Below are 25,158 nucleotides of genomic sequence, written 5' to 3' on the forward strand. Positions count from 1 at the left end.
AATTGCTGATACGGGCCTTTCAAATCGGGCTTACTGAGGCTCAGTTCTGGAAAACCACACCTAAAGGGTTTTCCCTGATGGTGGAGGCTTACGAGCGGAGACAGGATGAAGAATCCGCCCGTTTCCGCTCCCTGTTTACGCTTTTCTGCAATATCCACCGGAAAGAAAAAGCCCGGCCGGTTACGGGGGCGGAGGTGTGGCCGCTGTTTATGGATCAGTTCGCCCCGAAAGAGCAGACAACCCGGAAGGCTAAGAAAATACAGTCTGACAAGTTTCAGGCGCTCACCAAACGATTCAATTCATAATGGCAGGGATAGGAGCGGTTAATATATCTCTCGGGGCTATTGTATCGGGCTTTGTGGCCGGTATGAATCAGGCCCGCTCCGCTGTCGGTAACCTTACCCGTGACCTTAATACGAACCTGGCTCAGTCGTTCGCTTCGGCGGATCGGCAAAGCCGGGTTTTTGAGCGTGGATTGGGGCGGCTCGGCAGCGGTTTACAAAATGTGGGAGGCCAGCTCACGCGGTATCTGTCGTTACCTATTGCCGGGGCCGCTCTTGCGGCTCTTGGTCTTTTCGGTGATCTGGATACGCTCAGGCGCGGGCTTACCTCGGTAATGGGCAGTACAGAGGCGGCAAACGCTGAGTTTGTGAAGCTTCGGGAGGTTGCCAGGCTCCCCGGCCTGGGACTAAAGGAGGCCGTAGAGGGTAGTGTAAATCTACAGGCGGCGGGCACATCGGCAGAGTTCGCCCGGCGGTCTCTACTGGCAGTGGGTAACGCACTGGCCACGGTCGGTAAAGGGAAAGTAGAGTTGCAGCGGGTAAACGTGCAGCTCGTTCAGTTATTCAACAAAAAATCAGGATTCGGGGAGGATATACGGACGCTTTCGCAGTCGTTACCACAGCTTAGAAAAGCTATGCTGGCCGCTTTCGGGACGGTTGACACGGCGGAAATTTCTAAGAAAGTCGATGGTAAAGGCTTTGTGGAGGCGCTGGTAAGGGAGCTGGAAAAGCTACCTAAAGCCACGGGCGGATTTAAGAACGCTGTCGAAAATGCCGGGGACTCCCTGCAAATTTTCGGGGCTAAGGTCGGTGAAAGTCTGGTTAAAACATTCCGGTTAGAGGAGCTGTTAAATTCAGTCTCAAGCCTGTTTGATAGCCTGACAGAATCCTTTGACGCAATGCCCCCGGCAGCGCAAAAGGGAATTATAGCGGTAGCAACGCTGGCCGGTTCGTTCGGGCCTCTGCTGTTTGCGGTCGGCAGCGTAATGAAGCTTTTACCGGTGCTTAAATTAGGGCTGGCCACGTTTGCCGGGCCGCTCGGTATTACCGTGGCCGTAATTGCCACGGCCGCTACCCTGATTGTGACCTATTGGGACGAAATTAAAAGCGTGCTGGTAGATTCGGGTATCTGGGATGCGGTGGTAAGGGGCGTTACGGCTATGGTTAACCTGCTGAAAAGCGGGTTTAACAGTCTGGTTGGTTTTGTTACCTCAACCTGGCAGAAGCTTAAAGCGTTCCTGATTGATTCGGGTATCTGGTCAACGGTGGTAAATGTGGCCGTTACGGCGTTTAATTTCCTCCGGACGGCCATTACTCAGTTTGCGGCGGCGGCGCAAATTGTTTTTGGTGCCCTGGCGGCATACTACCGGGCAGTATGGACACCGATAATAGCGTTTACGTCCGCTATCTGGTCACGTATCGGCGGGGTGATAAAACTGGCCTGGGAAAACATCAAAACAATCGTAAAGGGGGCTTTTGATGTGCTGGTGATTCTGTTCAATACCGGTGGCAATGTGCTGGCGGGTATTTTTAAGGCGCTCACGGGCATTTTAACCGGTAACTGGTCACTAATCAGGGAGGGGCTGCAAAACATTACTATAGCGCTCTGGAATGGCATTATAGATTTAACCCGGACAGGTATTGTTACGGTGGGCGGATTGTTTGCCAACTTCCTTGACGCGGTAGGCGCTGACAAACTGGCCGGGTCAGTCCGTGACGGGCTGGCCAGGATCGGCACGTATGCAGACGGGTTAAAACTCAAATTACAGGGCGTTGCTCAGGCGGGGGCGGAGGTGGCCAGCTCGGTAAAGGCTGCAAAATTACCGGCCGTGACCGGCAAACCGGCAGGGACAAAAACCGATACAGGTAATGGTAATGCCGGTTCCGATGATGAGGCGAAGTTTAAGGCCCGTTTCTCGGATGTCTCTACACTGCTGGAAATCTACAAAAAGCGCTTAGAGGAGGTAGAGAAGGAAATACAGTCCTTTATCCTCAAAGGGAAAGAAATTCCTGATGTGCTGGCCGCAGTAGCGCAGGGATACCGGGCCGCAATAGAGGAGATTGAGCGTAAACCGCTGGTGCTGGATTTGTCCCTGAAACTCAACCGTAACAATAAGCTTACGGAAATCATGGACTCCACGGTGTTTAAGCAACCGTTACAGGGCGCTATTAAGGCCGTTCCGGACAGGCTTAACGCGACAATCGAACGGCAGGGGGCTAACCTGCAAAGCTTCACGGATTTAAAGTCCGCCCTGAAAGACTGGCCCAAATTTCTTGGCGGGCTAAACAGACAAATAAGTAGTGCAGTGGCGGGACTTGATCCGCTCGGGCCACTGCCAGCCCGTTTACTGGAATCGGTGCAAAAGGTCAAAGAAGCAATTTCCCAATCTACGCAGGAGCTGAAACAGGGCGGTGCTGATTTGGTCTTTTCTATCGGTGAAGGAATCGGTAGCGGGTTGGGTGCAAAGGATATTCTACGGCGGTCGCTGCAAATGGTGTTTGATGTAATCTCGGCTTATCTGGCCAATATCGGCCGGGCAATGATTATGGCGGGTCTTGCTATGCTGCTTTCTCCTGACCCAACCGGAATTACAAAGGTTATAGGTGCTAAACAACTTGCGGCTGGCGGAGGTATGACCCTGGCCGCTGGTGTGATCAAAGGGCTAGGGTCAAATATTGCGGCTTTTGCAAATGGCGGTCTGGTCTTCGGCCCTACAATGGGACTTGTGGGGGAAGGGATCGGGACAACGCGGCGCAACCCGGAAGTGATTGCGCCTTTGGATAAGTTGCAGTCTTATATCGGCGGCGGGCGTTCTGTCGAAGTGACGGGACAATTTGAGTTAAGAGGATCTGATTTGGCTGTTGCGCTTAAGCGGGCTGAAAGGAATAATAAATCATGGGGTAGATGAAAACGGGATACGGTGAACAATACAGAATAGAATGCCTGACCCGTAGCGCTACGGCCTACGGGAAAAGTAAGGGTAAGGTTTACCGGATTCGTTTCTGGCGAAAGGGGTATACAAACCCCTTTCAGCTCCTGAACGGAGCGGCTGAACCCTGGGAGGTTGAGGTAGGTGCTGATGAGCCGTTCGGACTGATGGCCACTAAGGTAAAAATAGGCGTCTACCCTCCGGCTACCGTCGGGCTTTCCGGATTCTATACGGAGAATGAACGGGAAATGGGGGTAACGCTTGAGGAGGAGACCGCCCCGAATGTGTACACTGTCCGGTTTACCGGCTGGCTCTCTCCGCTTTCTTCACGGGAGGAATACAAAAAGGGATCGGGGCCGGTAGAGATAACGGCCGTTTGCGGTCTTGGCTCACTGGCTGAGTATCCGTTTTATCAATACCCGTTCGGCTATCAGCTTACGGGTCTTACTACCCTGCATAGTATTGTCTGGAACTGTCTGATGTGGGTAGGCTATGAAATCCCGCTTCATGTTTCTGTGCATTGCTATGAGGAGTCTATGTTATCAGGCGGAGCGCCCGGGGCAACTTACAACCCGCTCCAACATGCAAAGCTAAGGCTTGCAAATTTTCAGCGTAACGGAGAATGGCTCAAGTGTAAGGATACCTTAGAACGGGTGCTGGAAGCTTTTAACGCCGTACTTTTTCAGGAAGATGGCGTATGGAAGTTAATGCGCCGGGATGAACTTACGGGGGATTATTCGTCGCGTTCATGGATTGCCTATACTGATGCTACAGTGACTAACGGCACGGCCTACAGTGAAAGCATACTGAAAACAGTAACCTTTAAAGGAACGGGCACACCACTGGCGGGCGGTATGCTGGGAGTGATGGAAAGTAAGCGGAAATGGGTAGAAACCTATGAGTATGGCGAGCCGGTCAACCTGTTGCGTAACGGTGATTTTTCGGGAGCCTTGAACGGGTGGACGCGAAACAACGGCGTGCAGATGTTGGGAGGGGCGGTCGGTGACGGCTCGGAGAATAACCCGTTTGGCCTTGAGATATTCGGTACGTCGTCAGGTGATCAGCAGTTGAATGCAATCGGCCCGCTTTATCAGGAGGTGATATTTCAGCGCACTGCCAACGTGATCACAACCAATGTACGGGGTCAGCTCCTTACCCGTACTGAACAGCCGGTGCATATTATCCGCTTTACCGGCCGGTATATTAACCAGGGTGTGGCCGGACCTAAAATCCGGATTACGGCATATGTGACCAACTTCGGTAAGGCAGAGGCCTACGACCTGGCAGCAGACGGGACATGGGGTAACGGCTCAAAGGTTGAACATTATCTGATGTACTCCAATGTGATCAAACAGGGTAGTACGCAGGTTTCACGGCCTACCTCGGGAGAAAGCTTTACCGTAGAGGCTACGCAGGATGTACCCGGCCAGGGAGCCTACACGATCCGGATTCAGTTATATGCCGGTGTGGCGCTTTACGGGAGCACTTCTCCAACGAACCGGATTGTTTACCGTGGGCTTGGTCTGGGTTTGCTGGATGGTAGTTCGCTTGAGCTGGTATCTGAACAGTTAACGGCAGAGCCGCCAAACCTGGATGCTTCGGCCATGCGGAAAAAGGAAGATTATACGGTATACATCGGGGATCAGACTACGGCGCAGGGCGGAGCCGGTATCCGTACTGGAGCGCTTTACCGCGAAGACGGCCAGACCCCTACCGTTCGCTGGGTAATGAACGGCGTAACTGACCGGCTGCAAAACCTGTCAGTACGCGGCCGGCTCAGGATAACAGGCAGACAGAATCGGAGTTATGAGGGTACGCTAAAAACGGATAATATCCGCTTTTCGGATGTTCTGCATTTTACGGAGCTTGGTTATAAGGCTATTGTGTTGCGCTATACCCGCAGACTGGTAGCCCGTACTGTTCAGGTAACCGCAATGGAGATCAGCGAAACGTCCGGCGCTCCCCTGTCCGGCAGCTACCTGAATACCAACGGAGATAAACTCCCGATGGGTGAAACTACCAGTTCGGCCGATATTGGCCAGACGCAGCCCCCCGTATATCTGCCACGGCAAAACAGTAATACCGGCAGTCTGACAGGCGGGGCCAGTAAAATATTGCAGTCTGTACTAAAGAATATCGTTAAGCTGGCCGGTGTCGTAGAGCCTATTAAGGATGCTTACTCCGGATTGCAGCCCGGCACCGGATCGGGTGTAGTAGAAGATAATAACGGGCTGGTATTGCATGTGATAAATTAGGGGGTGGACTGGTCTTTGTCGGAAATTCCGCCAAAACAGCCACGGAGGCAGCGTTACGTTTGTATCACTCAACGTAACTTAAAAAACAATGTCGCAACGCATACGCCTAATTTTTCCGCTAGGTGATAACATCCGTTATGCTCTCTCCTCGGATATGACGTTGGCGGGCATTGGCCCGGAGCAAGCCTCTACTGTCTTCGTGTCTCAGGTGAATGGCTCTCCTCTGCAAGAGGGGAGCTATTACCGGGTTTACTGGCGGACAACGGACGTAGAATTCAATGAAACGGACTACAACGATTTTTATATTCCGTATCTGGTTAACTCCACTAACCAGGCTGGCCAGCCCGCACAAATCCGGATAACGTCTCCGGTTGGTGATACTATCCGTTATGCTCTCTCTGCTGATATGACGCTTGGCGGCATAGGGGCGGAACAGACTTCAAACATTTTTACCTCTCAGGCGAACGGCTCTCCCTTTGTTGAGGGGGAACATTACAGGGTGTATTATCACATCGACGGTGAGGGGTGGGACGAAAACAACTTTGTTGATTTTTATTTCCGCTCTACACCGGCCGACCGCTACCACTATACCCACGTACAGAATACGCCCTCAAGCGCCTGGCAGGTTAAACACAATCTCGGCTATAAGCCGGGCGGAATTATTGTCCATGACTCGGCGGGGAATGAGTGGGAACCCCTTGTTACCTACGTCGATAACAACAACTTAATCCTGAATTTCGGCCCCTTCTCCTTTGCGGGAACGGCTGAATTATCATAGCTATGGCAAAGAAAATAGGTAACGGCCACGACTATAACCAGAGTGAAATACAGAATCCACGTATTCACAATCTGGGAGCGGCCCCGGCCAGTCCGGTGCCCGGCCAGATTTGGTACAATACCGGCGATGGCTACCTGTACCTACGCGATAACAGCGGGGTACGGCAGCTTGCAACCCTTACGCAGGTGTTGGGCCTCCGGCTCGATCAGCTCACGGCTCCTAATGTGGCGCTGTCGATGGGCAACCAGCGGATTATTAATCTATTAGACCCGACAAACCCGCAGGACGCTGTAACGAAAAACTACGTCGATGCGCTGGTGGCGGGTATGCGCTGGAAAGATGCCGCAAGGGTGGGCGTAACAACTAATATTGCCCTGTCGGGTCTGCAAACGCTCGATGGCGTAACGCTGGCCGCAGGTGACCGGGTGGCCGTAATGGGCCAGACAACCGGCTCACAGAACGGTATCTGGGTGGCCGCTTCGGGGGCATGGTCAAGGGCAACGGATGCCGATACATCGGCGGAGGTGTTTGCGATGAGCTTCTTTGTGTCGGAGGGCACGGCCAACGGTAATAAGGTGTACGTCTGTACAACGGATGCCCCTATATCGCTTAACTCAACGGCGCTTACCTTTTCGCTTATCGGTACATCTACCAGCTTTACGCAGGGAGCGGGCATTATCATTTCGGGTAATCAGATTTCGATTGATACAAACACCGTCGTTCGTAAGGTACTGGCGCAGGTGGGCAACGGTTCGGGTACGTTCTTTACGATTATTCACAACCTGAATACAAAGGCGGTAATCGTCGGTATGCGTAAGGTCAGCACAGATGAGGCATGGGAGCCGGATTATACATCCACAACCCTGAACAGCGTAACGGTGTACTTTACGACCGCCCCGGCAGCAAACGAATTTGAATGTGTTGTAATGGGGTAAGCGATGGCGAAAAAACAAAGCAACCCCGGCAAAGTCCCCGTGGCGGGTGACGTATGGGGATGGGACGGAAATAACATGAGCCTGATGGCTCCCCCGGCCGGGGCTTCGGTTTCGGCCAATTTCACGCAGCCGGTTCCCACGCAGTCGGTAACGGTTTCGCTGAGTAGTGCCCGCTGGATAGCCGTTGGTATGATTCTGTTTATTACGACGGGCGGCTATTACGAAGTTATAGCGGTTCCCTCTATCAGCTCGGTTACAATCAAGAATCTGGGCTACACCGGAAACCGGGTAGAGGGAGCTACCGTACTGGCCGGTAACGGCGTGGTGGCGGCTGGCCTGAAAGGAACGGACGGAAAGGGTATTATTTCGGCCAGCGTCGATCCGGTTAACGGGGCGGGCAATGACGGTGATTACTGGTATAACCAGAATACAGGAATATTTTTCGGCCCTAAGTCATCGGGCACATGGCCAGCCGGTTTTTCACTCAAGGGGGCAGACGGTAAGAATATCGAACTGCAATCAACCGGAGCCTATATCCAGTGGCGTACCGTGGGCGGGACAACGTGGAGCAATCTGGTAGCGTTAAGCAGTCTGCAAGGAGCTACGGGGCCACAAGGCCCGCAGGGGCCGGATAGTGTAATCCGGATTCTGTTGTCGAACGGCCCTGTTTTTCGCCGTCTGGCTACCTTGCCGCCAACCAGTGCGGGAACGTATGACGAAACGGTAGTAGAGGGTACTTTCGGCGGGTGGGGCGGTTACCATAAGTGTAAAATCTCGGCCAGCTTTTCAAACCGTGAGGGCTTCACGTATGATTACAGCTTTTCCGGTGTACAGTCTCAGGCCAGTATCAGAGCGTACCAGCAAGCGGACGGCTCTGTAATTGTCGGTCTCTACAGTACAGCTCAGTTTGCTTCGGCAGCGTTACAGGTGTACAGCTCTCAGGCGGTCGTTGATATATCGGCAACACAAATTACAGCCTCCGGAACGCTGGTTTTTGATTCGGCCGTTCCGGCTACCTACGTACCGGCGTGGCGCTATGATACGGGCGGCTTTCAGGTAAAAGCGGCGCTGGTATCGCCCCGGCGGTTCTCTACAGCCATGCCCGGAATGCCTACGGCGCTCAAGACAAGCAGAAGCCTTGATGTAGTTGTACGGGACAGAGGAACGACGGAGGAGTTTGCGTGTACGCTGGCCGATTTTAAATACCTGATGTCGGTAACGTCGTACTTTATTCCGAATGCAAATTCGGAGACAAACGCGGCGCTTACGCTCTACCTCGGGGATTACTTTGAGGAGCCGACCGGACACCCGCTTAGTTTCGTAATATCGGGAGGCCCGGCGGGAATGTCCGTAAATTCAAGTAACGGGGTCTATAACGGTTTCCCCTCTCTGCTGGTACGTATACAGTAACCGTTACGGCTACCGACATAATCGGGTGGACGTACCAGCGAAGTTTTACAATAGTCGTAACAGGGAGCGCTATTAACCGGCTATACTACGAGTGGGACACCAATTCAAAATCCTTCTGGTCGTATGCACAGGTGACCGACGCAAGCGAAAGCGTAGGGTACGAAACAATCTTAATCCCCTTGCAGGGACAAAGCGGCCCGGCCCAAACATACAGGACTATGGAGGCCGGTTCGTGGCCAATCGGCGGGGTAACCTATAACCGGCGTTACCAGTATCCGCCCGGCTTTGCGGGCGGGGTTGATGTGGTGGCGGGCTGGTGGCGGCAACGGGTCAGGAAGGTAACGGACACTAATATCAACCGTCAGGCCGATGTACAACTGGTTAACGGGGTCAACAGTAGCGGGGATATTACGAACAACCCTCCCTATAGCGGTGGCGGCGGGGGTAGTAATCAGGCTCCGATATGGGGCTTTATTCCGAATCAGCGGCTTTCGCGTAAACGCTACTGGTCGTATCAGGTGCCAGCGGCCAGCGATCCGGAAGGCCAGCCGTTAACCTACAGTATTTCCGGTCTGCCATCGGGCCTTAGCTTCGACGCTTCGACGCGGACAATATCAGGCACTACGGCCGTGGCGGTTAACAACTATCTGGTAACGGTTACGGCTACAGACCCGCAGGGAGCCAGCACCGGCCAGTCGTTTTATATTCAGGTGGAAATATCGCTCTGTAATGACTTCCGGCAGTATACCAGCGGTGATAACGTGGCGGGGTCACACCTGATTTATGAATATAACGACGGGAGCGGTTATCCACGGGCTTTTGCATCCACTACGGAGCTGGTTACGCTCATGGGGGCAAATACGAGTGTTAATTTTGATTTCTGTACAATAACCGGTGGTAATTGGGTTATCGGTAGCCGGATGTGGGGGAGCAATAATCCGACAATTATTGACAATGCTGTTGCTAATCCGGGGGTTGCTCCAAACCCTGCAACGTACAATGTTGATGAGGCGGGCTGGTGGGCACGCAATCCGGTTTACTCCGGAGGTTCGCTCCAATCGGTCGATATGGTTCAAACGGATACGTGCGGCTACATTATAGCCATTCAGCAATACGTCAAAGGCAGCGGGGCGGGGGTGGTTGGCTCAAAGGACATCTTTAACCCGTCGATTCAGTGGAGCGCCGGTAAGGCCCGTGTAGTGAATACGGCTACTCCGTCGATACCGTCAGGCTATGCCCTCTATTACTGGATTTCGGGCGGCGTTCCGTCTACCAGCCTACCGGCTACCTATGACTATGATCCGGGCGATCAGGTGACAATTTACGCGGCAATTGCCAACACGACTGACCCGGTTTCAGGTACGTTTTATCCGGCTTACTCAGTAATTCTATTCTAATGAAAAAACTTGATATTTCAGCACTTACCGACCGTGACCCGGCGGAATGTTTCGTACTGGTTTTTGACAGGCTTATGAACCTTGTCGGAATGCACAAGCCCGGCGAAGGAATAACGCCCGATGCTCCGGCTATCCCCGATACTCCGGCCGCTCCCGTAGAACCCGCTCCGGTTGAGTACAGCGTAACGGCTGTATGTACGGGTGATAAAATTGTTGTAACGCCCTTTCCTGACTCAAAAGACTGCTTTGTAGGAATTATGGGGCTGTCTGACTGGACACCGATACGGGAGTTTTACGTACCGCCCTATCAGATTGCGGAGGGGAAAAGCTTCACGATAAAGGCGCGGTGGAACGGAGCGGTAGAACGTGAGGTGGTTGTATCGACTTCCGGCAGCGTTCCGGCAGAAGTACCACCGGCAGCGGTTCCCGCAGAACTGGCCCCGGCCAATAAGACACCGGATGTTACCCGGCCCGCTGAATCGGTGGAGTGTGTAGGCAACCGGCATATTTTCAACCCCGTGATTGAATGGAAAGGGGATAAGGCCCGGATCGTGGCAAAAGATGCCCCGGACGGTCTTTTCTACTGGATTTCGGGCGGCGTTCCGCAGAGGGAGTTAGCGTCTGATTTTCTCTATGATCCGGGCGATCAGGTAACAATCTACGCAGCCCTGACCGATAATCCGGATGTGTATTACGGGGACTTCCGGCCAGCCTATTCAGTAATTACAATACCTCAACGTAACGATGATAGTAACCAGACCTAGTTTTCTTGTGCCCTCTGACCCGTGGTTAGAGTACGGGAGCGTTTCCGCTCCCATGCTTACCCTACCGGATGGACGGGTGCATATTACCAGCCGGAAAAGGGCAAATATTACCGTGGCCAGCATGATTGGCCGGTGTGGGGTAAACGCGGTGAAGGATTCCGGAGCCGCCCCCGGTCAGCAATACATGTGGTCTCGTAACGCGGAATGGCTGGTTTCCGGTATCGGGCCAACACACGGCGTTAACAATGAGGCAAGCGCCTATGATGAGCAGACGGTACGCAGTCTGGCCCGCTCCAAGCCGCTGACCTTTGCGGAGGGGAACGACTTTCAGGAGGGTATTTTAGCGATGCCGGAAACCAGCTCTCAGTTTCAGTGGTGGATGGATGAGCGCCGGATTATGTATGCTCAGGCGGGACAAACCCGGCGCGATCATGGCGGGCACGGCTCGCCCGTGACCTATCAGGGTGGTGTCGGTGGCCGGTGGCGTGATACGGGCGGGGCAAACGTAAGCCCGACACACAGCTACTATAAGGGTATGTACGCTTCTCAGAGCGCAGCCATTAACATGAGCGGCTACTACTTCGGGGTACTGGCAAATCTGGGTATCGGAACCAATATCAAGTACTATTGTGACCGCCCCGACTACGCACAGGATTACTACGTGAAAAAACACGCAATGGAGATTGTAGGGCGGGGTATGGGTAAAAACGGGGGTATCGGGCCAGGGTATCTGACCTATACGCCGTGGGGGAAACTGGAAGGTATCGACCCCTCCGCACATGACTTGCATAACAACATTTACACCCGTCGCCGGATTAGTTCGCCCGCCGGTTATGCCGTTACGACAACGCACCCCCGTGTAGACTATAACTACTTTGTGGCTTGTGCCTTTGTGATGGGTTTCTGTCTCTCTTCGGGCTACGTGCCCTTCGATGATGACGAACGGTACGGGACTGACCCCAACTACATGACAAGCTTAAACCCGGCCGGGAATCCGAACCGTGACCGGTACGTGGGCTGGGAGCCGGATGTATCAGGCACACCCGCCCCGGTCAGTTCGACGGGTTATCCGGAGGAGCCGGGCCAGTGGGTTGATGCCGGTTATGAGGCGGCGTACTACTACAGTCAGATGAACCGCACCGCTGGCCAGCCGTGGCAGTACATGAACTACCGGGAGGATTCCGGCTCCTTTGTGGGGCTGCAAACGGACGGCTCCGATATTCTCAACCATGCCGCAGCCAATGACGGCCCGCACAACAACGGGCGGCGCGGCCGTGGTGACAGTATGATGCGGGTAGCCGGTAACGCCCTCGACTGGTGGTATTTCGACCCGTCGCGGCCATCGACCGACAAACGCACCATTACCGCCCAATACGGCGGAAATACTTTCCAGATTCCGAACGCGAAAGGGCGAACGCTCTACGTGTGCCGGGAAACACTGTAAACCGTAACTTATGTTTATAACTCAGAAAGTGGCCGAATTTGCCATTTATGGGAATAGCTTTAATGCCTTTCGGGTCGCTCTCCGGTTTCCGGGGGGCGTTCCTGGCGGGATTGCGGCAAAAGCCTATAGAGGGGATGAGGCCACGGAACAAACAGCGCTCAGGCCCGCTATTATCCCGACCGCCCGCTTTGATACGGTGATCCTTGAAGTAAGCGCGGCGCAAATGGCACAGGTGGCGCTAATTGACTTTCTCTACGTAGAGATTGCATGGGGCGGGCTGGTACGGTATCGCGGGCCGTTCCGGGCTGACCGGCTACCGGCAGAGGGCCAGCCGGACGACATCGTTATTTTGCGTAACGCGATGGGTAACGCAATGTATGTTTTTGCAGAGGAGCTGTTAGCCCAAATGCTGGATGTGCAAAGCGATGTTAACCAGAAACTGGCACAGATTGAAGCGCTCCGCGAACAAACGCAGGATTTGCGCGATGAGGCGGAGGTGTTCGCCTCGCAGACGGAATCAGACCGGGCCGCAACCAATGCCGACCGTCAGGCCGTGGCCAGTGACCGTAATACGGTTCTTGACAGTACGAATCTGGCCAACCAGTATAAAACCAGCTCCTTTAATTCGTCTGTCGATTCCGGCGAACATGCAGACGCGGCCGAAGGGTATAAGAATGAGGCGCAGGGGTTCCGCAATCAGGCCGAAGGATTTAAGAACGCGGCTGAGGGCTTTAAAAACGATGCTCAGGGGTTCCGCAATCAGGCCGAAGGATTTAAAAACAATGCCGCTGACAGTGCCACGGCGGCGGGGGATAAGCTAACCCAGATTCTGCAAATCGCTACAGATTTTACGGGGTGGGTGCCGGTGTTCTCCCTTGTTGCCGATTCGGCCCGTGTGGTTGTCCGGGTCGTTAACTGGATCAGCGGCTACGGGACGAAACCGCAAACGGGATTATACATCGGGACTACCGGCATGGTGTCAGATATTACGCTGGCCCTTGATATTCGCGGCCCGATTGGGTTAACCTTCAAGGGAGATTATACCGTTGGAGCCTCCTATGTGTCGGGAGATAGTTTCGTATTCAGGGGCTCGCTCTACCGGGTAGATACTCCGTTTGTGGCGGCGTTACCGTTCAGCCGTACCAATGTTACCCGGATTGCGCGGGGTGTGAATCCGGTCGGAGCCTGGCAAGCCACGACACAGTATTACATTGATGATCTGGTGAGCGATTCGGGTAACACCTACCTACGTTTGACGGATGGCATTTCGGGAGCAACGTTTTCCGGAGTTGGTACGAACTGGCTTTTATGGGCGGCTAAGGGTGATCCGGGGACATTAACAGCCTCTGCCTTTGCTCAGTTGTCATTGCCTCTTGCTGCAACGGATCAGATGGTAATACAGCGGGCAGATAACACGCTGGGTAAAGTCAGTATGCAGACTACCGGCTTTCCGGACATCCGGCCCTCGGTGCTGTTTGACTTCGCGGGTTCCGGTGTCGTATCCCCCCGCCTGACCTATAGCCGTTCGGGGCAGGCAACACGGTATAATCGTACCGGACTTCGGGAGCTGATAGGGGCTAACGTGCCCCGGATCAGCTTTGATCCTGCTACGAAAAAGTGCCTGGGCTATCTGGCTGAGGAGAGCCGCACGAATATTCAGCTATACGGGGGGCAGTTGAACGGCAGCGGATGGTTTATTGGCGCAGGGCTAACCATAACGGCAGATGCAATTGCGGGGCCGGATGGAAAAACGACGGCTGACGCGATGGTTGGTGTTGCCGGGTCTGGTTTCGCGTATGTAAGGAGATTATATTCTACTGTTGGCGCCAATACAGTCTATACGGTTTCCGCAGACGTGAAATACAGCAATTACAGGTATGTTGCTATTCGAGTGGCGGGGGGTATGGCGACACCGGGCATAGCGTTCGATTTCAACACCCTAAGTTTCGTTGCAAACAACTCCGGTGCAAACTACACAACATTTGTCGAGCCGCTTTCAGACGGCTGGTACAGGATCAGCGCGAGCCGGACGGTTACTGTTGCCGAAGGTAGCTGGTATGCCGGATTACATCTAAGCAATGCAGCTCATGCCGAAAATCCCGGACTAGCTGGTGGCGAGACCGTCTATGTGGATAATGTGGAATTGTCTGTTGGTGCATTCCCGACATCGGCTAACCCGACCGGAACGGGCGGAGCGACTGCTGTACGCGGTAACGATCTGCTCTATTTGCCGGTTTCAACAAATTGGTTTAACAAATTTGAGGGGACGCTTTTTGTTGAAGTCTATACGCGTGGGTTCCCGAATGGGGCACAACAGCAGTTTGCCTTATCGTTAGTCGGACCTGTGTGGGGAATTGGCATTAGGCAGACATCAGCAACTACAATGCTTGGTCAGTTCAGGGATCAGGGTTTATCCGGCGATGCTGGCACACTTACTATCGTGCCTAATACGGTACAGCGTTTCGTCATTTCGTATAAAGATGGCCTGCCAGTTAAGTTTTACGGAGCGTCAGGTGTTAATACCAGCGCCGTTAATTATAGCGCGGCACTAGGTGCGTTGTACACACGGCTCTGCATTGGCAGTTACTACGATTCTAATGTTTTTAACAATTACGTCCTGAAAGCGGCTTATTGGCCGAAACAACTGACCGACGCTCAGGCGCAAACCCTTATTCAATAATGGGAATATTCGCTACGGGCAATGCGCCCGATACTATTACGCCTAACGGGCTGTTAGGGTCAGCGGCGTTTATTGACCTGCTGGATTTACTAACCATGTTCGGGGTGGTTATGAGCCTCGAACAGTTGAGGGGGAGTCTGAATTTCCCCGGGCGGGTGGTCTGGATTACAGACACCACGATACAGGGCTTTTACTTTCGTGACGACACCGACACTACCACGGCCGATGACGGGAAAGACGTAATCATTACCGGCGATCCTGTGCCCGTGAGGTTTAAGCGGCGTTTGCTCCTCCGGACATATACGCCTACCTCCGGCTCTGATACCAGTCTGGCAACCGGCGCAATTGTCTACGATGCTAACGGAATCTGGATCAAAACCGGCTCCACTACGGTAATGATTGCTCAGTTCCTCCGGTCAGGGGTTACGGGTAGCCGCCCAACGGGCCTGAATGCGTTACATGCCGGATTCCAGTATTACGACACCACGTTAAGTAAGCCGGTCTGGTGGAATGGATCAGCCTGGAAAGATGTCAATAACACAACCGTTTAACCATGCAACCTATCAGGATTACATTACCGGATGACCCGACCTTACCAGGCGTAAAACAGGACTTTGTTTGTAAGGGCTTCACGGTAGAATTTAACGAGAATATGCAGGCTCAACGCATTGTCCTGAATTTAATGCTTGAGCTGTTTACACGGACAGAAACACAGGTGCCTGTACTGATTGACGGGCAACCAACGGAGGAGGTAGAAACCGTATATGGTGATTGGGTGCCCTACCGGCGCTTTGTGGCCACGAATCAGTTTCCGTTTATTACGCAGTCGGATAACAGCAAGTTTATCAATCCGCAGACCTTTGATTTAGTGGAGCCGGGAGAGGGGGCAGTACCCGAACTGGCAGCAATCTGGCAAAACTTCGGCGGGCCGATTACGCAGCTTTTAACGCTGGTAATGAACCGGATGATTCAGCGCGGAAACCTACAGGATTTAACCCGGCTGTGAAATCCGTCTGGCTTAACTTCCTGCTGTTTGTGGTGGCGGTTATTCTGCTGGGGCTTCTGGCTCCCTTCGGCATAATCGCCACACTAATTGCCTCGGTTGGCAACAGGGACGCAATCAGGCCGCTGGTGTATCTCTCCCAGACGGCATACCTTATGGCCTATGCAATCGACTTGCTGGGCAACGTTTTGGCCAAAGACCTGTTTAACGGTTTTCTTATCCGGCCGGATGGATACCGTTTCGGGGTGGTGGGCGAAACAATCAGTAGTGTTTTGGGGAAAAATATGCTAAACGGGACGCTGACAGGAGCCGGAAAAACCCTCTGTCGTATTCTGGATTTCTTCGATGAAAACCACTGTCTCAATGCCATACAACCCCAATTCGGAATGTAAACCGTAACTCAACGTTAAACATGATTTCTTCAATCCGATGGCTCATTTACGGGCTACTTACGCTTGCCGTGGCCGGTCTGTTCGGCTGGCGGCAATACACACACACAAGGGAGGTAAAAGCCCTCAAAACTGAGGTCTTAAAAGCCCGTGACACGCTGGCCACGATCCGCCACGAAAAAGCAGAGCTGGAAGGCAGGGAGCAAAAAACGGCGCTGGCCTATGCTCAGGTAATTGTCAGGGAGCGGGCCACAGTGGATTCAGTCCGGAGCGCGGCAAAGGCCAGACCCGTACCGGCGCAAATCAGGCGGGTAGAGGCCATTACCGGACTACGGCCACGGGTGCCCCTGCCAACGTATCTGAGTTTACCTCCTAGTCTATCCTTTACCGTTCAGGTGTGCTATGATACAGTCCAACATGCCAGCCTTTTAGCCGATCTGGAAGAACTCGATTACAGGCGGGCACGGGATAGCCTGATGTATAATGCGTATGTGCGGGTAACTCAGCGGGCCGCTTTTGCGGAGGCCGGTTTACAGGAGGTAGCGGAGCCGGGACTATTTAAGCGGCGTAAGCATAAGGCTAAGATCAGATTGAAGGAAATCGGTAAGCGTTGGGGTGAACTCCTCTATTTTCTAACACCGTAACATGATGGATCAACCGACCGAAACAAGTACAATCATAAGCTTTCTAAAGGATAACGTCTGGTCGTTCCTGGTGGCGCTGTTTACGGGCGGTGGCATTATTCAGATTCTACAGTTTTTCCGGCTTAAGCGAAAGGACAACGCGGAAACGCGGGGCAGTGAGGTAAAGGTAAAGCGGGATGTTTTCGAACTGATAGACGATATGCAGACGCAGCACGCGGAGTTTGTCGCAAAACAGAACACTGAAATTGAAGCCTTACGCAAACGGGTTTTTGACCTTGAGGCGCAGCTACACCGGTACGAACAGGTAATGCAGAAGAATGGAATTACAATCCCACCGGATACTTAAACTAACACGTTATGAACTCCGTACAAAGAACTATTGTAGATACGGCCCGCTCTTATGTTGGCCAGAAAGAAAAGCCCGGCAACTCCGGTTTTACCGATCCGGCATTTGAAGCCAAAATGAAGGTTGTCGGGTGGGTGAAAAACTGGGCATGGTGTGCCCTGTTCGGTGAGCTGGTATGGCGGGAGGCTTACCAGAAACTCGGAGACCCGCTAAAGGTGTCAAAGGTCGGGGAGCTGTTTTCCCCGATGGCTACCGACACCTACAACCGGTTTAAGGCGGCGGGTTATACTGTCTCTGATACACCGGAACCCGGCTCCGTGGTCGTCTGGAAACATGGTAAGGGGCCGTCCGGACATCTGGGAATTGTGGTCAGCGTCGGAGCCGGTAACAGCTTTACCACGGTAGAGGGTAACACCAACGCCAAAGGAGGCCGGGAAGGGGAAGAGGTAGCCGTAAAAGACCGGAAAACCGGCCAGCCGTTCCAGGCTAGCGGCCTCAATCTGGTGGGCTTTATCCGCCCGATCTAAATCAATACTCAACGTAACTTTAAAGAAATGCCACGGCCACGTATAACAGAACAGGAGCTGGAATTAATCTATAAGCTCCGGGAACGTCATAAAGCCCTTGAGAAGGAATGTACAGAAAAAGGAGTGCCCGTAGAGGATGTAAAGCACTACTGGTACAAATCTGAACAGTTCTCTCTTTTTGTCAAACCGCAGACCAAAACCTTTGAGGAGGTAGCCGCAGAACTGGTAGAGCAGATAAAAAACTATGCTCCGATGTATCCGGCCATTCAGAGAGAAGCGGTTACAGACGGCCACTTATTAGTGGTCAATCCGGCAGACGTACACATGGGAAAACTGGCGGTGGCGCTTGAAACAGGTGACGGCTATAACCGGGAGATTGCCGCCCGCAGGGTACGGGAGGGGGTTGCGGGAATCCTTGCAAAGGCGCAGCCCTACAACATTGAAAAGATTCTGTTTATTATCGGGAACGATAAACTGCATATTGATTCCCAGGGTAACACGACCACAAAGGGCACCAGACAGGACACAGACGGGATGTGGTACGAACATTTTATGGCCGCTCAGGCATTGGATGTAGAGGTACTGGAAATGTTGTTAACCGTGGCTCCTGTTCACGTTCAGTATGACAGGAGCAACCATGACGATACATTGGGTTTTTGTCTGGCTCAGGTGCTGCAAGCCTGGTTCAGAAATCACCCCGACGTAACGTTTGATATATCGCCCGCTCCCCGAAAGTACTTCACATACGGAGGAAATCTCATAGGCACAACCCACGGGGATAAAACTAAACCGGAGGCATTACACCGGCTTATGACAGAGGAGCGGGCCAGCGATTGGGGGCACTGTAAACACCGTTATTTCTACGCGGGCCACGTACATCACAAAGTGGCAAAGGATGTAGGGTCGGTATGTGTGGAGTATATGAGGAGTCCAAGCGGGACAGACTCATGGCACGCGGGGGCGGGTTACAGTCACTCCCCGAAAGCAATTGAGGGTTTTATTCACCATTCGGTGTTTGGGCAAATCGCCCGGTTAACCCACCTGTTTTAAGGCAAAAGCCCGGCTATGATGGCCGGGCTTTTTTGGCTTTGTAGCTGTCTGAAAAATCAAAAGGTAGCGAAAATGCTACCAAGTTATTTGTTATTGGTAGCGAAAATGCTACTTTTGTAATGAATATGAACTAACAAGTATGAACGCAAGGGAACTTATTAGCAAGCTGGAGTTAGCGGGCTGGGAAGAGATAAGGCGCAAAGGTAGTCATCGTACCTTCAAAAAAACTGGCCATAAAGATACTATTACTGTTCCGGATCATGGCAAGAAGGATATAGCGACGGGTACACTGAATGCTTTACTTAAAAAGGCTGGGCTAAAATAAACAAGTGAAGCCCTTTGGGGCTTCACTACAGCGCTAATTGTTTTTTTGTATTCAATCCTTACGTATAGTCAACTCTAAACTTCAAAAATTTAAAAATTTAATGATGCGTACGAAAGCTTCCACTTTGATTGTTGTTCTGGAAATAGACGACGGAGCCTTATGGGGCCGGGTCGAATATGATCCGGTAGACAAGCCAGGTTTCTTACACACTACCGAAGGTAATAGTGTAGAGGAAATCACCAAAAATCTAAGAGAGTTGATTGCTGACTCTTTAGAGCATGAATTAAAAGACGATCCGGCATTTGCTGGTATTACCGCAGATGACATCGAATTTGAATATACTTACGACCTTTCGGCATTCTTTGAAATTTTCAAGGCTTTGAAAATTAATACGATTGCTAAAATGGCGGGACTTAATGAGGGGTTGGTACGTCAGTATGTCTCTGGTGTTAAAAATCCGTCAAAGAGTCAGGCTGAAAAGATTGAATCTGTAGTACATGAATTAGGCAGGAAGCTCTTAGAGGTTCAATTTGCTTGATAATTAACGTTTTAACCACTTCCCGGAGGCGCAACTTATGCGAAAAAAAATAATGGCGTTATATCGCAAGCTTAACGCCGGTTTACCGGAGATATACACACATTGAGCGTGTTTTCTTTCAGGTAAACGACAAAACGCCCGGCCATCATAGCCGGGCGTTTTTTATGCCTCCTCTTCACAAACAAACGGTTTCAGACAGTCTCCGCATTCAACATTGAGATTGGGTTTCCCCCAAACATTCGCGTCGCAGGTCGGGCAGGTGTATTTTAATTTGCTTTTCTTCTTTTCACCAATGCCCGATAAATCAAGCACAGGCACATGAATAAACGGTAGGAGGTATTGGGGCGGCATATCCTTAAACGCCCGCTGATACGGCCCGTTTTCGACAATTACGTGGGTCATGTGCTGGCCGGTCTCCTTGCCTCCCGTCGTTCCGTCTGATGATGGCTGCAAACCTACCTCCCACATCTTTTTTGCCCACTCCTTATCATGGTAACAGCGCCGTGGCGGGGTGCCGTGGGTCTGTTGCCACAGATGTACCATTTCGTGAACGAGCGTTGATAGAACACGTTCCGGCTCCCTGTCGATGGTGTCAGGGTTGAGGCTTATTTCGTGCAACTTGTTTTCGTCTCCTTTGGCGTTCCAGCGATCCGGAGCAAAGAACCCGTGAGCGCGGGCCGCTCTGGACAGGTTGAGGATACATTGCGGCAGGATGCCCCCGAACAGGCGGGCATTGAAGTAATCGAACATTTGTTGGTAAGCCAGAAACTGAGCCTCCGTTGGCTTGAGCTGTGATTTCATAATTTGTAATGTACGTTACAATTTAAGGGGAGAAAGAAGCCCGGTATGGTGGCCGGGTTCTGTGTTAGTCGCAACTACGTGCGGTGTCAGCGTTGGCGATATAAAGGCCGTTTTTTGTTACTATCGGCTCTCTGACCCTTGATCCATATCCGGCGCACGGGTAAGTTTCGTAGAAAGCTTCTTTGGCTTTTTCTATCTCTTCCTGATTGTCGGCAATCAGGACATAGTAATGAAAAAATCTGTCGGAATGTACCAGATGTCTGATGTGCATGTTAGTCTAAATGTTGTCGGGTGATGTCATGGGGCCGGAACGCCATTTCTATTTGTTTAATAGTAAATCCGGCCATTTCGTCCGGTGTTAGCCGGGTGGCTGCAATGGTCTCGGGGGAGATCATTTCTTTATATTCTTTATCCCCGTGCCTTACCGTGAGAATGTATCCATAGTTGTAGCCTATGATACATGTTGCTCCGGGGAATGACTCGCTAATCTGTCTCCGCAACGAGCTTTTAAACTCATTGATTTTGATCTGTTGCTCAGGGGTGAATTTTTCTTTAGTAAGTCGTCCCATTATTGATATTGTAAGTATGTCCAGTGGATCAGGCGCAGACTAAGGCCGGAAAGCCCTTTTTTCTCTTTTTCCCGCACCAGTGGCCAGAACCATTTTTCAAAGTCGTGCATAGAGTCGAACCCGTCATTTTGCGCGAATTGTAACAGCTCCCCGGGGCTTAGGTCTCTACCGTTGATGGAGACGTTTAGTTTTGCCCCCCTGATGTGCAGAAATACCCGCTGTACAGATATGCAGCGGCCTTCAAGAAACTGTTGGTAGTTGGGTGTCCGTACTCCCGTGGCAAACTCTATTCTCATTCCGGCCCGCCACCGCTCTTTATGGTCTTCGCGGAGGGTGTGTTTCTTTTTGCCGCTTCTGATTTTTTCGACAAAGCCCGTGGGCTTTCCGTCAATGTGTGTTTTAAATCCAAGAATCATGCTCTCACATCGGTTAATTTCATGTTGTAACAATCCTCTGCAACTATCCGGAAATCCTCCCGTGATCCTAAGCTTGAGTCCCAGATAATGCCGGAAATCCCGCAGGACTCGTTAACGTACTGATAGCCTCCGACTCCGTTTTCTTTCCGGTAAATCCATGTACCGTCTTTATTGACTGCTACAATGGTAAACCCGTCTTTTTCTATCCGGGCAACGTGTTTGATCAGGTCGGGCGTAATATCCCGGCTTGCGATCTGTTGGGCGATCCGGAGCGCCTGTAATTGCGCTTTACTCTCTGAAAGTCTGGTGCAGGTTTCTGAAACCTGCTCTCCCAGCTCCGCAAGGTTGTACGTAGCCAGGAGAGTACCAACGGATGAAACGGGCATGTCAGATGATCGTGTGTGACTCTGAATGGTAGAGCTGGTTTAAAAACGCTTCGACCTTATAGGACAAGTCCTCTAAAGTGCCATCATTCACAATCACGTGTGAGAAAACATGGTTATCCAGCGCCGTTTCACTTTCGTGCGTATCGTCGTCGGGCACATCCGGACGAATAACCCGGATGACAATTCCGCCCCGTGCCTCAATGGCTGCAACCTCGTTCGGGAAACGGACATCCGTAATTAGCCATTGATTGTAGGGGTGCCAGGTTGCAAACAAAGCGTCTACCCAAACGTCCGGCCCTAAAATATCCCGGCCAAATTCAGTACCTACTTTCTGTAGTACCTCCCGGTAGGTGTAAAAGCCGCCCCCTGGTTTGGAGATCGGGCTTTCATCCTCCTTTGTCTCACAGTCGAAAATTGAAGGGTCAGCAAGTGTTAATTGAGCGGCTACGGCTTTCAGGATGCCCGCAAACGCCATAGAGTCGTAATACTCCTCTTCGTGTAGCTCCATTGATTTATCAATCATTTCAGCCACGGTATTTTTGCCGTGCTGCTTTTTGCCGGAAATGCCAATTAAACGGGGTATCATAGCTAAGGGATAAGGTTGATTTTTGCTGATTTGTAGTTACACACGCATTCGGTAGCCTTATTAATGGCCTCGGCAAGTGGTGCAAAATCGCTGTCGGGCATTTCCTCTACGGCGGTGCCTAACTCACCGTCAGGGTCTGCTATTTCGTCCTGTGCCTGAACGTGATCCGCAATGATTTCCCGTAGTGTTTCCGCAGAGATAGAGTAGAAAACCGGCTCATTGTGGCACAGAAAAGCGCCACGCTCTCTGAGTTCTTCGATGTCGTCAGGGCTTTTGATGTCCCTTAAATCTGTTACCGTTTCGTCATCCCCGATGACGCAGTATTGAAAGCCCTTTTCTATGGCCTCCGCAAGTGTAAGAGTCTGCATGGTCAAAATCGTTGGGGTTCCCTGTGTTTGGGTTCCGGTCTGAAATCCTTATTATGCGTTGCAATGGTAGAGCCTAAGCCAATCTCACTGTTGAAAAAGTAAAATCCGTTCTTGGTGAGCTGGTAGACCTCGCAGGGTATAAACTGGCCTTTGTATAAGCAATAGTGCGTATCTCCGATTTGTGGCCGTGGGGGCGGGACTTCGGCCGGTTTGGGGAATAAATCCGTCTGGCTCATAGCGCCCCCTGTTCGTAGTTCTCTATATCCTCCTTTGTGGCCAGCCGTAAATCCCCCCGTTGAATCATTGCCCGGCCGGTGGTTTCGGAGCGGTGATGAATCCGGCAAAATTCCTTTACCGATATGTATAGCTTACCCTCATACACAACCGGCTTACATGTGGAAGGAATCCGGCGCATGACCGGCACGGGCATTTCTACGGGCGTAAAGTCGGGGTTATCCGGCTGGCCATCGACGGGGATATACTTTCCGTCTGCTTTCAGGCGGAGCCGGTGTTTCTCCCAGATACGGGCAGCGGCTTTGCGGAGGCTCTTTCGGTCGGGACGGCATAGAACCTCTAACGGTTTCAAATCCTGACCATACGCCCAAAAGCGCTTTTTGCCGGTGTGATCCGGCAGTATACCGGTGTAAACGTGTTCGGCGGTGCTGCCTGGTCTGCCAGGACGATGAGGAGCGAAAATCATAGCGGGTTTTGTTCGATAAAATAGATTAACCACTTATGTAATTTGGCTGGCTCTATCAGGTCGTCAAACCGGGAGCCGGGCCGCTCAATTTTTAACCGTTCGTCGGAGTAGAGGGTAAGGGTGTAGCGCGTTCCCGTAGAGGGCATAAAGCCACGTTTCACCCAGACCACGGTACTAGATGCCATGACGGGCGCGGAAAATCCCGGTAAGCGGGATCTGTTGCGCCTTGCCGGTAAGAGGGTTTCTCAGCATTGCAAAGCGTTCGGCGGTTGCGGTGTCAGAGTCTGACACGGTGTATAATTCCGTGCAATCTGCATTCACCCGTACCACCCCCTCAAAGATGCCGGTGTGATCCATCCGGAGCGTTTTTCCCTCACTGTCGGGCAGGGTGGCGCGGGTGGTGATGGTGGCGGCTTTACCCTTGAGCGTAGCCAGTTTGTTAGCGTTTAGAAGGTTTTCGTTTTGCATTTCGTCGTCTCGCAGGTTTTTTAACAAGGGTAATATCAAGGCCGTGGGTAGCTTTCAAAAGCTTCTTTTTCAGCCGGAACATGGGCGTTTCAACGCCTTTAACATCTATAATCTCCTGTCTGCCATCGGCATGAAACAGCACAAAATCGGCGATGTAATTACAAACGTGGAGGCCGTTAACCTTAATCGGGTAGGGCACCTGATGCAGATAGCCGGATAGTTCGCCCGCTCTCATGCGTAGTTTGACCTGTACGTAATATTCGCCCTCCGCAGTCGATTGAAACCAAATCCCGTCGATGGTCACGGGCTTGTTTCCGTATTTGCTGGCCCGCTCTTCCTTATCGCAATCAGTAATAAGTGCCTGAAATTCGGCAGCGGACATAGTGGGTTCCTTATGCTGAGGGGGTGGTTTGGCGGGCTTCTTACCACCCCCTTTGATCAGCGCCTGAAACTCGGCGGCGCTCATTGTTGACATAGTACGGTGTTGGTTGGGTAAAAAAAAAGGTGATCAGGCGGCGGGCGTTTCATTGCCCAAATCCTCCGGCTTCTCGCTTTCAAAGAACGCTATCGGGTCAGTGTTGCCCCGTCGCTTTGCGTCCAGTACCTTCGCAAGGTTATTTTTAATCAGCTTATCTGAAACGCGGGCCACTGTATGGGCCTTTTCGTTATCTACGCTACCGTCGCTGATGCCATTGAGGGTTTCAAAAAGGAACTCGTTTAATGATTCGTAGTTATTAACTTTGATGGACTTCATGATTAAAATGATTATGCGCGGGCTGCGCGTTTTAGTTTAATAATCAGGTGTTTGGCCTGGTAAAATTCGTCTGGTAGCTCGCTGGTCTTTATTTTGAGTTTATTGGCGACATACCATTTTTTAATTTCCGCAACTGCCTTTTTGGCCCGCCTTTTATTTATCTCTCTTACTTTCTCCGGATTAGCTTCCCGCCACCTTTCGCCTCTCTCTCTTACTTTCTCTGGATTAGCATTGTAACACCTTTTTCTTGCCTCTCTGGTTTTCTCCGGATTAGCTTCCCGCCACCTTTTATTTGCCTCTCTGGCTTTCTCCGGATTAGCTTCCCGCCGCCTTTTATTTGCCTCTCTGGTTTTCTCCGGATTAGCTTCCCGCCACCTTTTATTTGCCTCTCTGGCTTTCTCCGGATTAGCTTCC

General features: G+C 52.0%; 31 protein-coding genes. 19 read left to right on the forward strand and 12 right to left on the reverse strand.

The window, feature by feature from the left end; translation table 11 throughout:
* Window positions 1–2: 2 nt before the first annotated feature.
* The 19 genes from AC23NW_RS15405 (at window position 3) to AC23NW_RS15495 (ending at window position 19,696) form a co-directional block, all read left to right on the forward strand.
* Complete coding sequence (locus AC23NW_RS15405) at window positions 3–305, forward strand: hypothetical protein (protein ID WP_487450527.1); 303 nt, start codon at window positions 3–5, stop codon at window positions 303–305.
* Complete coding sequence (locus AC23NW_RS15410) at window positions 305–3,190, forward strand: tape measure protein (protein ID WP_487450528.1); 2,886 nt, start codon at window positions 305–307, stop codon at window positions 3,188–3,190. Before AC23NW_RS15405 ends, AC23NW_RS15410 begins: the two co-directional genes overlap by 1 nt.
* Complete coding sequence (locus tag AC23NW_RS15415; RefSeq protein ID WP_487450529.1) at window positions 3,187–5,466, forward strand: hypothetical protein; 2,280 nt, start codon at window positions 3,187–3,189, stop codon at window positions 5,464–5,466. The genes AC23NW_RS15410 and AC23NW_RS15415 overlap by 4 nt, the downstream gene beginning before the upstream one ends.
* A gap of 88 nt (window positions 5,467–5,554) precedes the next feature.
* On the forward strand, window positions 5,555–6,244 hold the full coding sequence (locus AC23NW_RS15420) for a hypothetical protein (protein WP_487450530.1): 690 nt from the start codon (window positions 5,555–5,557) through the stop codon (window positions 6,242–6,244).
* Window positions 6,245–6,246: 2 nt separating this feature from the next.
* Window positions 6,247–7,179: a hypothetical protein gene (locus tag AC23NW_RS15425; protein WP_487450531.1), complete on the forward strand. Its 933-nt coding sequence runs from the start codon at window positions 6,247–6,249 to the stop codon at window positions 7,177–7,179.
* Window positions 7,180–7,182: 3 nt separating this feature from the next.
* Window positions 7,183–8,589 (forward strand): hypothetical protein, encoded by a 1,407-nt coding sequence (locus AC23NW_RS15430; protein WP_487450532.1) that lies wholly within the window; start codon window positions 7,183–7,185, stop codon window positions 8,587–8,589.
* A gap of 218 nt (window positions 8,590–8,807) precedes the next feature.
* Window positions 8,808–9,986, forward strand: coding sequence for a putative Ig domain-containing protein (locus tag AC23NW_RS15435; RefSeq protein ID WP_487450533.1), 1,179 nt, complete (start codon window positions 8,808–8,810; stop codon window positions 9,984–9,986).
* Complete coding sequence (locus AC23NW_RS15440; protein WP_487450534.1) at window positions 9,986–10,750, forward strand: hypothetical protein; 765 nt, start codon at window positions 9,986–9,988, stop codon at window positions 10,748–10,750. The genes AC23NW_RS15435 and AC23NW_RS15440 overlap by 1 nt, the downstream gene beginning before the upstream one ends.
* 52 nt (window positions 10,751–10,802) lie before the next feature.
* Window positions 10,803–12,194, forward strand: coding sequence for a hypothetical protein (locus AC23NW_RS15445; RefSeq protein ID WP_487450535.1), 1,392 nt, complete (start codon window positions 10,803–10,805; stop codon window positions 12,192–12,194).
* 10 nt (window positions 12,195–12,204) lie between these two features.
* On the forward strand, window positions 12,205–14,874 hold the full coding sequence (locus AC23NW_RS15450; RefSeq protein ID WP_487450536.1) for a phage head spike fiber domain-containing protein: 2,670 nt from the start codon (window positions 12,205–12,207) through the stop codon (window positions 14,872–14,874).
* Entirely contained in the window at window positions 14,874–15,425 is a 552-nt protein-coding gene (locus tag AC23NW_RS15455; protein ID WP_487450537.1) for a hypothetical protein, read from the forward strand. The genes AC23NW_RS15450 and AC23NW_RS15455 overlap by 1 nt, the downstream gene beginning before the upstream one ends.
* A 2-nt stretch (window positions 15,426–15,427) precedes the next feature.
* Window positions 15,428–15,880: a hypothetical protein gene (locus tag AC23NW_RS15460; RefSeq protein WP_487450538.1), complete on the forward strand. Its 453-nt coding sequence runs from the start codon at window positions 15,428–15,430 to the stop codon at window positions 15,878–15,880.
* Window positions 15,877–16,269, forward strand: coding sequence for a hypothetical protein (locus tag AC23NW_RS15465; RefSeq protein WP_487450539.1), 393 nt, complete (start codon window positions 15,877–15,879; stop codon window positions 16,267–16,269). The genes AC23NW_RS15460 and AC23NW_RS15465 overlap by 4 nt, the downstream gene beginning before the upstream one ends.
* A gap of 20 nt (window positions 16,270–16,289) precedes the next feature.
* Complete coding sequence (locus AC23NW_RS15470; RefSeq protein WP_487450540.1) at window positions 16,290–16,910, forward strand: hypothetical protein; 621 nt, start codon at window positions 16,290–16,292, stop codon at window positions 16,908–16,910.
* A gap of 1 nt (window position 16,911) precedes the next feature.
* Window positions 16,912–17,256: a hypothetical protein gene (locus AC23NW_RS15475; protein WP_487450541.1), complete on the forward strand. Its 345-nt coding sequence runs from the start codon at window positions 16,912–16,914 to the stop codon at window positions 17,254–17,256.
* An 11-nt stretch (window positions 17,257–17,267) separates the two neighbouring features.
* A complete protein-coding gene (locus tag AC23NW_RS15480) occupies window positions 17,268–17,783 on the forward strand; it encodes a CHAP domain-containing protein (protein WP_487450542.1) in 516 nt (171 codons plus the stop codon).
* A 27-nt stretch (window positions 17,784–17,810) separates the two neighbouring features.
* A complete protein-coding gene (locus tag AC23NW_RS15485) occupies window positions 17,811–18,833 on the forward strand; it encodes a hypothetical protein (protein WP_487450543.1) in 1,023 nt (340 codons plus the stop codon).
* Window positions 18,834–18,972: 139 nt separating this feature from the next.
* The gene (locus tag AC23NW_RS15490) at window positions 18,973–19,158 is read left to right on the forward strand and encodes a type II toxin-antitoxin system HicA family toxin (protein WP_487450544.1); all 186 of its coding nucleotides are present in this window, start codon (window positions 18,973–18,975) and stop codon (window positions 19,156–19,158) included.
* 100 nt (window positions 19,159–19,258) lie between these two features.
* Window positions 19,259–19,696, forward strand: coding sequence for a hypothetical protein (locus AC23NW_RS15495; RefSeq protein WP_487450545.1), 438 nt, complete (start codon window positions 19,259–19,261; stop codon window positions 19,694–19,696).
* Window positions 19,697–19,858: 162 nt separating this feature from the next.
* Here AC23NW_RS15495 and AC23NW_RS15500 read toward each other — a convergent pair whose 3' ends face one another.
* The 12 genes from AC23NW_RS15500 to AC23NW_RS15555 form a co-directional block, all read right to left on the reverse strand.
* A complete protein-coding gene (locus AC23NW_RS15500) occupies window positions 19,859–20,497 on the reverse strand; it encodes a SprT-like domain-containing protein (RefSeq protein WP_487450546.1) in 639 nt (212 codons plus the stop codon).
* Between the two features lie 272 nt (window positions 20,498–20,769).
* Window positions 20,770–21,066, reverse strand: a complete 297-nt coding sequence (locus AC23NW_RS15505; protein ID WP_487450547.1) for a hypothetical protein — start codon at window positions 21,064–21,066, stop codon at window positions 20,770–20,772.
* Entirely contained in the window at window positions 21,066–21,482 is a 417-nt protein-coding gene (locus AC23NW_RS15510) for a hypothetical protein (RefSeq protein ID WP_487450548.1), read from the reverse strand. Before AC23NW_RS15510 ends, AC23NW_RS15505 begins: the two co-directional genes overlap by 1 nt.
* Window positions 21,479–21,868, reverse strand: a complete 390-nt coding sequence (locus AC23NW_RS15515; protein ID WP_487450549.1) for a hypothetical protein — start codon at window positions 21,866–21,868, stop codon at window positions 21,479–21,481. The genes AC23NW_RS15510 and AC23NW_RS15515 overlap by 4 nt, the downstream gene beginning before the upstream one ends.
* Before the next feature lies 1 nt (window position 21,869).
* Window positions 21,870–22,454, reverse strand: a complete 585-nt coding sequence (locus AC23NW_RS15520; RefSeq protein WP_487450550.1) for a deoxynucleotide monophosphate kinase family protein — start codon at window positions 22,452–22,454, stop codon at window positions 21,870–21,872.
* 2 nt (window positions 22,455–22,456) lie between these two features.
* Complete coding sequence (locus tag AC23NW_RS15525; protein ID WP_487450551.1) at window positions 22,457–22,822, reverse strand: hypothetical protein; 366 nt, start codon at window positions 22,820–22,822, stop codon at window positions 22,457–22,459.
* A gap of 232 nt (window positions 22,823–23,054) precedes the next feature.
* Window positions 23,055–23,522 (reverse strand): hypothetical protein, encoded by a 468-nt coding sequence (locus AC23NW_RS15530; RefSeq protein WP_487450552.1) that lies wholly within the window; start codon window positions 23,520–23,522, stop codon window positions 23,055–23,057.
* Window positions 23,519–23,707, reverse strand: coding sequence for a hypothetical protein (locus AC23NW_RS15535; protein ID WP_487450553.1), 189 nt, complete (start codon window positions 23,705–23,707; stop codon window positions 23,519–23,521). The genes AC23NW_RS15530 and AC23NW_RS15535 overlap by 4 nt, the downstream gene beginning before the upstream one ends.
* On the reverse strand, window positions 23,697–23,990 hold the full coding sequence (locus tag AC23NW_RS15540) for a hypothetical protein (protein ID WP_487450554.1): 294 nt from the start codon (window positions 23,988–23,990) through the stop codon (window positions 23,697–23,699). Before AC23NW_RS15540 ends, AC23NW_RS15535 begins: the two co-directional genes overlap by 11 nt.
* Window positions 23,962–24,465, reverse strand: coding sequence for a DUF1064 domain-containing protein (locus AC23NW_RS15545; protein WP_487450555.1), 504 nt, complete (start codon window positions 24,463–24,465; stop codon window positions 23,962–23,964). Before AC23NW_RS15545 ends, AC23NW_RS15540 begins: the two co-directional genes overlap by 29 nt.
* A gap of 33 nt (window positions 24,466–24,498) precedes the next feature.
* Window positions 24,499–24,744, reverse strand: a complete 246-nt coding sequence (locus tag AC23NW_RS15550; protein ID WP_487450556.1) for a hypothetical protein — start codon at window positions 24,742–24,744, stop codon at window positions 24,499–24,501.
* Window positions 24,745–24,755: 11 nt separating this feature from the next.
* Window positions 24,756–25,158, reverse strand: a 403-nt coding sequence (locus AC23NW_RS15555) for a hypothetical protein (protein WP_487450557.1), incomplete at its 5' end; no start/stop codon positions are given.

The organism is Arsenicibacter sp. R0_47 (assembly GCF_057652235.1).